The sequence below is a fragment of the Streptomyces sp. NPDC059718 genome (genome assembly GCF_042733315.1).
Taxonomy (GTDB): domain Bacteria; phylum Actinomycetota; class Actinomycetes; order Streptomycetales; family Streptomycetaceae; genus Actinacidiphila.
Genome location: NZ_JBHWGA010000107.1, coordinates 1 through 8,294 on the forward strand (window position 1 = coordinate 1; position 8,294 = coordinate 8,294).

Genomic DNA, 8,294 nt, shown 5'->3' on the forward strand with positions numbered 1-8,294 from the left:
GCCGCGCCATCGCCGTCCTGGCAGCCGACGGACTGGTCTTCACCGTGCCCCAACGCGGCACCTTCGTCACCCCACCGCAGTAACCACAGCGAAAAGCCCCCAGCCCCTGTCCAGCGCCCCCTCCCCACACAAGACCGGGTGCGCGAGACCTGGGCGCATGCCCATGCCACCGCGCTTGTCGCCCGGCCTCCATCAGAGGCCGTCCCTCCCGCCGGACCATCCGGCACTGCGCGCAGCGGCACACGGGGCGCCGGCCGCAGCGCCTCCTTCTCACCAGTCCGGGCATCGGGGGTCCGCCGACGGACGACGGGCGTCAGGGCCTGAGCCGGTTGTGCTCCCCGGACGGTGCGCCAGCCGCCCTTCGGCGCGGGAAGCTCTGGCTCTCCGCCATCGTGCAGCCTCGCACGCAGCAACCGCAGCCCGTCATGGCGTCAGAATCAGAGTCAGGGGCAGCCAGTGGAGCGGTGAGGTACCGAAAGGCCTGGCGACCTGCGGTGGTGAGCAGATTCGTGCTCCTCACCGATGGCGTAACGGCACTCACCGGCTGCAGGTGATGCCGGATTGTGATCTTTCACCCCCCTTTTCGGTGAGCAAATCGGTGAGTGCCACCGGGCTTCATGGATGACATCACCCACGTCCACCCGCCCGGGAGCCCACATGACCGCCGCTGTGCATCCGCCTGCCACCGTCACCGAAGCCGGCACCACGGGACCGGCATGCCCGGCCCGTACCGAAGGCAGCCGGACCACGCCCTGCGGCCCGCGTTCAGCCCGGACACCGGCCCCAGCCCCACCCGCGCCCCACGCCTGGGGCCACCGCGAGACAGACGGACGTCGGCCCACAACTCGTGGGAGCCTGGCCCGCCTTCACTGCGGGACAGGCCCAGGCCGACTGGCAATGCCCGGCCGGGACCCCCACGGCCCGGCATACCGCGGCTCCCACCCGTCTCGAGCAGCCCGAGCGGACAGGCTCCGCAGCCACCACGGGTCACCACGCCACGGGCATAGCCGCCCGGACACCCGACGCCGGAACAGCCGGCCGGACGGCCACACACCACCGCGCCTCTGGGCGTGCAGCACAGCCGCTGCCCCCACCGGGTGCGGATGCCGCTGCTACCGGTCCGGCCACACCCGCGGGAGCAGGTGACGGCCAGTGAGGAAGCTACCCACCCGGCCCCCTCGGTTCCTCGCCGTGGACAACCGCGCGGTCGACGACCAGCGCCTGAGCGTCCTGGACATCGGGCTGCTCACCATGGCGCTGCGCAGGGCGCCCGCCCGGCCCTCACCACGTAACCGGGCGGGCTGCGTGGGGACCTAGGGGCTTCGCTCCACGTGGGCGGGGATTAGCAGATTCCAGCCGATGCCGGAGCAGTCCTTCGGGACCGATGGGAAGGTGTGGCCCTCCACATCCGTGCTGACGAAGCGGTGGCCTTGGCCGCAGGTGCATTCATAGATGCCGCTGACCGGGACCTTCTTTCCGGGGAGATGCACGCGGGTGTTCTCGTCCATCACGTCCTCCTCACCGACCGGGCCCCGAGTGGAGCAGACCCCGGCCTGCAAGGCGCTGAGCGCCGAGAGAGGGGAGCCTCTCGGGGAACCGCCCGGTCGGGGGGCGAAACGGGCGGCTCCGGCAGGTCGCCTTACCTCGCATCGCCCGGCTGAAACCCTCGAAGTACGGGTTTCCGAGGGCAGCGCGAAGATCCATGAAGTCGGCTGGGCTCGTAGGAGGTGGGTGGGCGGTCCGGAGGGCTGGAGGTTCTATCGAGTGCTGAGCCCGCCCGGCTGGGGCCCGGGCCTCGTGGATGGTTCACACGACCAGTCGGGCGGACACTTGCGGGTGGCCCCGCCTCTAGTCAGGGAAGGACGGCGACGAGGCCGCACTTAAATGGTGCGCCCGCTCCCGGGAATTTGCGAGGCCCTCACCGCGCAGCCCGCGGCGGTGGGGGCCCCTTCTTCCCGGGCGGTCTTGCGGGCGTGTGGGGGCACGTCGGGCAGGCTCGCTGTTCCAGAATGCCCGAAAGGCTCGTTGCCGCGCGCTGAAGATGTGGGCCAGGCCCCGCCTCTCGCACGGCAGGGGCCTGGCTCTCGACCGAAGGACGTCTTGGGTGAGGTGGACAACCCCTCGGCGCTGCACCTAGCCTCCGCGGGCCTGCAGGGGGCCGCAAGCTAGTCGCCGCAGCCGAGTGAGGGGCGGCCCCTCCCTGTGACGTCTCCCGCGTGGACGGGGCTGCGCTACCAACATGCGACTGCTCGCGGCTGGGGTCACGCTTGCCTCATGAACTGCCGTGGGATCGTGTACCCGCCGACGGGTAGCGGGGGACGCCGTGTGCGTTACGACGGGAAAATCCTTGGCCTCGCATACGCTCCGCGAGACCTGGTCGCGCTCGTGCGCCACGCTGGGCTCCCCCCTGCGGATAGCTGACTTGTACAGCGGCGAGGTTGTCGAATGGCGTGGGGTCGGCCCGACGATGTGGACTCCGTAGCCTCCTCTGTTGGACCGCTCGCGGACCGGGGAAGGCCATTCTGGGGGCGGAGTTGGGTCGGAGCACGACGACCCCGCCCGGTGTGCGCGACGGAGTCAGAGGGCGGGCCGCAGCCCAGGATGCGCAGCCTGCCCGGTCGGAGCACGCTGGACAGCGCGAGTCGGGTGTCGTCCTACCGCCGCCGACGAGCGATGGCCGGCGCGCGCGAAGGGGCTTTGGGAGTGGCCCGCCTGTGTCCCTACGGCGCATCGGCCTTACGCCTTACCTTGCACGCATCACCGAAACCTCAGGGGCCGGGAAGCTCCTCTGGATCCGGCGGCCAGCTCGCCGCTGCGCAAGGCTCGGCCGCCACCGACGGCGTGGTCGGCATGGCCGGAGGCGCACTGCTCGCCGTCAGCGGAGTGGCCTGGCTCCTGCGCATCCGCCGCCGAACGGCCGGGAAGAGCTAGAGCCCGTGGAACGCCACCGGTCGGCCGCCGCTGTGATGACACTTTGCGGTCTGGGCGCGGCGGCCGCCGGCTGCCTGGCCTGGACCTCGCCACAACTGGGCGTCACCGACTGGGGCACCCTGCCCCCCGGCGGGCACCGCCCCGCCTCTGACGACCGAGATGCGTCGCCGCCCACCCGCATCCATGGACCAGCCGGTCTCGATGCCGCCGTCGTACCTGTCGCCGGCCGGGCCGACGGTGCTCTCGACCTGCCGGAAAACCTTCACACCGGCGGATGGTGGGCACTGGGGGCCCCGCTGGGCGCGGCGACCGGCACGGTCTTGATCGCGGGCCATGTCGACAGCCGCAAAGACGGGCCGGGAACCTTTGCCGCCCTCCTCGACATACCCGTGGGGGGCCCCATCACAGTGACAGGAGCCGACACCAAGGTGAGAACCTATCGGGTCACTGCTCGGCGCACGTACCAGCAGGAGCATCTGCCACGTGACCTCTTCACGCGCGCCGGCCCCCACCGGTTGGCTTTGATCACGTGCGCCGGACCGTACGACCGCGCGGCACGCCGCTACGAACGCAACCTTGTTCTCTACGCAACGCCGGCCGAAGAACGCGCCCCCAGCCCACTTCGCCCAAGCCCGCACGACCGGCTGGGCAAAGCGGCCCCGCCTGCTGTGCGCGACGGGGACAGAAGATGGAGCCCCAGTGTCAGGATGCGCCGCAGCGGTGTCCGGGTCTTCCTGCTCGAGCGAGGGGCCGGATAGTGGTGTTGCCGCTCTCACAAGGGGCAGGGCCAAGCTGGGCAGCACGATCTGCTCGCGGTGCTGTCGGATCGGCTGCCAGCATCACAAGGCCTACCTGCGAGACACCCAGTTGGAGCCACCACAATGAGCGGCTTACCAGCCATGGCGGCCTTTGCGAGTAGGCAGTTCCCTGCTACGCGTCTGATCGCTGGAGGGCCCCGTGTTCGTGAAAGCACACGACCGTGTTGGCGGACCGTACCAGTCATGGTGGCGGGAGCGGTGTCCCGGCCTCGACGCCCAGCGGGACTTCGTCCACTGAGCAAATGTGGGTGCCCATGTTGCGCTCCATCATGCGCAGTGCAGCGTCGGCCAGGTCGCGATGGATGTGGGCGACAGCGTCACTCGCGACGGTCGTCGGCAGGTGCCGGACGTGCGCGTCGAGTGCCGAGTACAGCACGCACTGCTCGGTGACCTGCCCGCACAGCACGAGATGGCCGACGTTCCGCCGGTCCAGGAGGTACTCCAGCGGGGTCTGGAAGAAGATCGAATGCCGGGCCTTGACGACGAACAACGAGTCGGCGTCGGGCTTGACCGGTTCGACCAGGTCGGCATGCGGGCGGGCGAGTGCCATGTCGAGGATCTCGTCGTGATGGGAGCGCCAGCGTCCGTAATTGTCGTTGACGTAAATGACGTCCACACCGATCTCGCGAGCGCGTGAGATCAGCCTCCGTACGCCGGGGAGCGCCTCTCGCACAGATGGCAGCAGCAGTTCCGCGTCCTCATGCTCATACGTGTTGATCATGTCGATCACGACGAGCGCGGTCGTTTTCTTGTCGTGCATTTGTTGCGGACCTCGATGGTTGCCGTGTCAGCGGTCACTCCCCGGCGGCGTGCTGGGCCCGTACGGGGGGAGTGCAGAAAGCTCCGGACAGGGTCGTTGTTCCAGCATGCGGCCATCGAGACTGCATCGCAGGCTGGAGAAGTGGAATGCCGAGTGATCGTGTATCCGCCTTCGGAATGCGGCGGGCGCCGGGTCCGGCTGGGTGAGCGCATCCTTGGCCTGGCCCACGGGCCCAGGGACATTCTCGTCTTGCTGCGGCAGGCTGGCCTCAGGCCCCGAGTCAGGGACCTCTGGGGAAGGGGAGCTGGTCGAATGGCGGGGCGGCAACGGCGGCCCTGATCTTTGGTGATGGGCGGGCGGCACGCCGCGGCGCCCGGCGCGAAAGCGCCTCGGGGCGGAAGCGCCTCGGGGCGGAAGCGCCTCGGGGCGGCGGGCTCTTCTCTGGATGGCAGGGGCCTGGCAAACGGCACCCAGCGGCGGATCCGCACCATAGTTTGTATCGACCACCGATCCGCCGGTAACGCCTGCCGGGGGACGCTCGCGGCGATCCCTCCGCTGGGTCAAGCGTCGCGTCGCTGGTCGTGGCTGTCCTGGCGAAGCTGGTCGGCGTGCCGAGTGAGAGCGTCCACGCGCGCAGCTATCTCCGGATGCCCCGGCTGCAGATGGATGCGGACGGCGGCAAGGGGGGCCATCAATCGAGCCGCGTCGTTGTGGGCGAGGGCCCCGTCGATGGCGGAGCGGGCCGCGGGGGGAAGGTCGGACAGCCCGGTGACGAGAGCGGCCAGGCGGCGCAGGTCGGCGGCGTTGTCGCGTGCCCAGGCTGTGACAGTGCGGTCGGCGGCGCGGCGGTCGCGTGTGGCCTTCACCCGCTCCTCCCCGGTACTGCCCGCTGCTCCCGGCTGCAGGCGCAGGTAGCGGCGCTCGGCAGCCTGGCGACTGGCGACCCCGAGAGGGCCTGCCAGGTCGGCCCAGCTGGCGCCGGCGGCGCGGGCGGTCTCAATCAGACCCCTCTCCCAGCCGGCGAGCTGCTCGCGCACCTCCCGCAGCAGCATCAGCGAGGCCAGCGCCTGTTCTGAGTCGTCACCTGACAGGGCCTCCGGCGCCGTATCCGCGGCGCGGGCCACACGCAGAGCCTCGTCGATGGCTGCCAGAGCGGTCGCGGTGGCCAGGAGCGGCACGGCTTGACCGTCGTCGGCGGCCGCCGACGGAGAGGGGTCGGTGGCATTCAAGAGGCAAACGCTTCCTTCCATGTCATCCACTCGACGACTCGAAGTTTGTCATCGCTTAGACGACATGGTACAAGGGAAGACAGGTGAAGCGCATTGGCAGCCACTGCCCGAACCCTTGGAGGTGTTTCACGATGTTGATGCGCACCGACCCCTTCCGTGAGCTGGACCGTCTGACCCAGCAGCTCCTGGGGACGTCCGGCACATGGTCGCGGCCCTCGACCATGCCGATGGACGCCTACCGCGAAGGCGACCACTACGTGATCGCCCTCGACCTTCCCGGCGTGACCCCGGAAGCGATCGACATCGACGTCGAACGCAACATGCTGACGGTCAAGGCAGAACGCCGTCCCGTCGCCAAGGCCGACGACGTGCAGATGGAACTGTCCGAACGGCCCCTCGGCGTCTTCTCACGGCAGCTCATGCTCGCCGACACCCTGGACGCCGAGCACATCCAGGCCGATTACGACGCCGGCGTCCTGACCCTGCGCATCCCGATCTCGGAGCGGGCCAAGCCACGCAAGATCGCAATCACGTCCACCGGCGACCGCAAGCAGATCAGCGGCTGAGCCCTGAGCCGGGTACCACCCGGCACACGCAGTAAGCGGCGGAGGACGGAAAACCGTTCCCTCCCTCCTCGGTTCCGTCCTCCGCGTAACACAAGGGGATTACCGTGGCCATGCGATCGGAGGCGTTCCTCGCACGCGTGCAGGAACGCGGCGAATACTCCACTCCACGGGAGGCGGACCAGGCGGCGCGCGTCGTGCTGGCCCTGCTGGGCGCACACGTGGTCGGCGAGGAGCGTGCGGAACTCGCCACCCGACTGCCGGAGACCTACGCGCTCATCCTGCTCAATCCGCTGCAGGCCACCGAGCCGCTGGACGCCGAGCGGTTCGTGCGGGCCACCGCCGCCTGGATCGAAGGCGCCACCGAACAGACCGCACGCTGGGACGTCGGCGCCGTCCTCAGCGTGGCCGCCGAGGAGGCCGGACCGGACCTCCTTCGCCGGCTCTTGCTGCAGTTGCCCCCGGGCTACGACCTGCTGTTCGGTCACCTCGAGCCGGCCTGACCCTCGCGACCGTGGGGCGGGACACGCCGCCCCCGCCCCACACCACAACAAGAACATGAAAGGCGCACCAATGTCCCTGCAGCCCCACCTCCGCACACCGGCGATGACGTTCGACGCGATGGTCGAGCACGTACGCTACGAGGGCGCCTACCCAACCCGCGAACGGGCTGAGCAGGCCGTCCGTGATGTGCTGGCCGGACTCGGTCGGCAGCTGATCGGCGAAGAACGTGTCGCCCTGGCCGCCCGGCTTCCTGTCGAGGCCGCGCTCGAGCTCACCGCCCAGCTCCCCCGCACCGAGCCGCTCACCGGCTTCGACTTCGTCTGCGACCTGGCCACCCGTACCGGCGGCACGCCCGCCACCGCACGCTGGGACGCCGGCACCGTTTTCGCGGTTCTCAGTCGCCTGGCTGGGGACGACGTCATCAACCGCGTTCTCGCACAACTGCCAACCGGGTACGCCTTGCTTTTCGGCCGGGCCGAATTGGCGCAGACCGCATAACGGCGGCCGCGATCGGCCCTGTCGGCAATTCACCCCTCCCACGCGCAACCCCTTCGGTCTGAACTCGTTGCGCACTGGTGAAAGACCGCCAGCAACCCCTTGGGGACAAGGGGCATCGCATTGCGACAGACCCAGTACCTACACCGAGTCGGGCATTCCGCGCTGAAGACTTGCGACACCGCCTGCGACAGCGAGCTGAGCAAGAACTCGCCCAGCGCCTCAGTACGTCGGTACTGCTGCCAGCACAGATGGATACCTCAGGGCGCGGCGAGCCGGTACCGCCCGCGGCGGTAGGAGGCGCGCACCCGGTCTAACACCAAGGGAGGACGCGCCGCCGCGAGTCCGAGCTTGCACGGCGATCATCCCTGGGAGCCGCGGGAAAGGGTTGGCCCCACCCTGCTCTTCGAAGGGCGGCCCCGCCTGCGAAAGCCCTGGAAGGAAGCGGCGGAGCCGCACTTCCAGGATCCACCCTGCCCAGGCCGACGGCACATCCGATGCTCGAAGTAGAGCGGCAGATTCCTTCGAAACCCGCACGTCCGGCGGCGCCCGGAGACAGCGATGGGCGAGCGCCGCGAGGGTTTTCCGCCGCGCAACCAGGTGCCCCAGGGCGTCTCGGCGGGCCTGACACGTGCGCAGTATCGGAGGGCGTGCAGCCAGACAACGATGGCGTCCGGCGAGACCAATGAGGCCGCAATACTGCAAGGATCAGCCGCCCCGCGCGACGAGCAACCTGTCTCCGCCGAGCTAGCTGCGAAGTGGCCACCCAAGTGGGCCTGCCTGCATTGCGAGTAGCCACGGCCGGGCTCAGTTGCACGTAATCACCACCAGTGAAACCGGCTCGATCATTGACCGACGCTTGGAGGCGGGGGGGGGGGCGCCCGGGCGGGGGGGGGGGGCCGCCGCCCCCCCCCCCCCCCCCCCCCCCCCCCCCCAAAAAAAAAAAAAAAAAACCCCCCCCGGATAGAAAGACCCCACCAACACACACACAAAG

At 69.6% G+C, this 8,294-nt stretch carries 8 protein-coding genes; 5 read left to right on the forward strand and 3 right to left on the reverse strand.

The genetic code is table 11. From position 1 onward, the window contains the following. The first annotated feature begins 1,152 nt into the window (after nucleotides 1-1,152). Entirely contained in the window at nucleotides 1,153-1,317 is a 165-nt protein-coding gene (locus ACFV3E_RS46025) for a hypothetical protein (RefSeq protein ID WP_500542443.1), read from the forward strand. Here ACFV3E_RS46025 and ACFV3E_RS46030 read toward each other — a convergent pair. Next, complete coding sequence (locus tag ACFV3E_RS46030; protein ID WP_500542445.1) at nucleotides 1,314-1,508, reverse strand: hypothetical protein; 195 nt, start codon at nucleotides 1,506-1,508, stop codon at nucleotides 1,314-1,316. The two genes, ACFV3E_RS46025 and ACFV3E_RS46030, sit on opposite strands and share 4 nt — an antisense overlap. Before the next feature lie 1,428 nt (nucleotides 1,509-2,936). Here ACFV3E_RS46030 and ACFV3E_RS46035 point away from each other — a divergent pair. Next, the gene (locus ACFV3E_RS46035; protein ID WP_500542447.1) at nucleotides 2,937-3,689 is read left to right on the forward strand and encodes a class F sortase; all 753 of its coding nucleotides are present in this window, start codon (nucleotides 2,937-2,939) and stop codon (nucleotides 3,687-3,689) included. A gap of 241 nt (nucleotides 3,690-3,930) precedes the next feature. On the opposite strand, the gene ACFV3E_RS46040 is transcribed toward ACFV3E_RS46035, so the two are convergent. Further along, the gene (locus ACFV3E_RS46040) at nucleotides 3,931-4,509 is read right to left on the reverse strand and encodes a cysteine hydrolase family protein (protein ID WP_500542449.1); all 579 of its coding nucleotides are present in this window, start codon (nucleotides 4,507-4,509) and stop codon (nucleotides 3,931-3,933) included. Nucleotides 4,510-5,069: 560 nt separating this feature from the next. After that, nucleotides 5,070-5,738 carry an HSP18 transcriptional regulator gene (locus tag ACFV3E_RS46045; protein WP_500542451.1) on the reverse strand — a complete coding sequence of 223 codons (669 nt, stop codon included), beginning with the start codon at nucleotides 5,736-5,738 and terminating at the stop codon, nucleotides 5,070-5,072. 131 nt (nucleotides 5,739-5,869) lie between these two features. On the opposite strand from ACFV3E_RS46045, the gene ACFV3E_RS46050 reads away from it, so the two are divergent. From ACFV3E_RS46050 to ACFV3E_RS46060, 3 genes are all read left to right on the forward strand, one after another. Then, nucleotides 5,870-6,304 carry an Hsp20/alpha crystallin family protein gene (locus ACFV3E_RS46050; RefSeq protein ID WP_500542453.1) on the forward strand — a complete coding sequence of 145 codons (435 nt, stop codon included), beginning with the start codon at nucleotides 5,870-5,872 and terminating at the stop codon, nucleotides 6,302-6,304. A 104-nt stretch (nucleotides 6,305-6,408) separates the two neighbouring features. Continuing rightward, nucleotides 6,409-6,804 (forward strand): DUF2267 domain-containing protein, encoded by a 396-nt coding sequence (locus ACFV3E_RS46055; protein ID WP_500542455.1) that lies wholly within the window; start codon nucleotides 6,409-6,411, stop codon nucleotides 6,802-6,804. A gap of 70 nt (nucleotides 6,805-6,874) precedes the next feature. Continuing rightward, nucleotides 6,875-7,303, forward strand: a complete 429-nt coding sequence (locus ACFV3E_RS46060; RefSeq protein ID WP_500542457.1) for a DUF2267 domain-containing protein — start codon at nucleotides 6,875-6,877, stop codon at nucleotides 7,301-7,303. Nucleotides 7,304-8,294: the final 991 nt, after the last annotated feature.